Source organism: Stenotrophomonas sp. SrG (assembly GCF_050031795.1).
Lineage (GTDB): Bacteria > Pseudomonadota > Gammaproteobacteria > Xanthomonadales > Xanthomonadaceae > Stenotrophomonas > Stenotrophomonas rhizophila_A.
On record NZ_JBNBBE010000188.1, the window covers coordinates 1 to 282 of the forward strand.

At 55.3% G+C, this 282-nt stretch carries 1 protein-coding gene; it reads left to right on the top strand.

All coding sequences use genetic code 11. The annotated features are described in order from the left end of the window. Window positions 1-120 precede the first annotated feature (120 nt). On the top strand, window positions 121-282 hold a 162-nt coding region (locus tag ACQG3P_RS19475; protein WP_426805962.1), incomplete at its 3' end, for a DUF2383 domain-containing protein.

A 282-nucleotide genomic window follows, 5' to 3' on the forward strand; every position in this document is an offset into this window, starting at 1 on the left:
ACAACACTTAACGCCGCATTGTCCAAGGGCGCAAAGGTCACGCCGACTTCATTGCAGTTGCGGAACAGTGGACTCACCCCGACACGGGTCAACACGAAATTCTTTCAGGAGTAGAAATCAGTGAGCACCGACTCCAAGACCGCGCATACCCTCAACGACATCATCGAGATTGCCCGCGATGGCCAGGACTTCTCCACCGAAGCGGCCGACAAGGTAAAAGATGCTGAGCTGTCCGCGCTGTTTCCCACGATTGCTGGAGTCAAGTCGCAGATTGTCACCTCG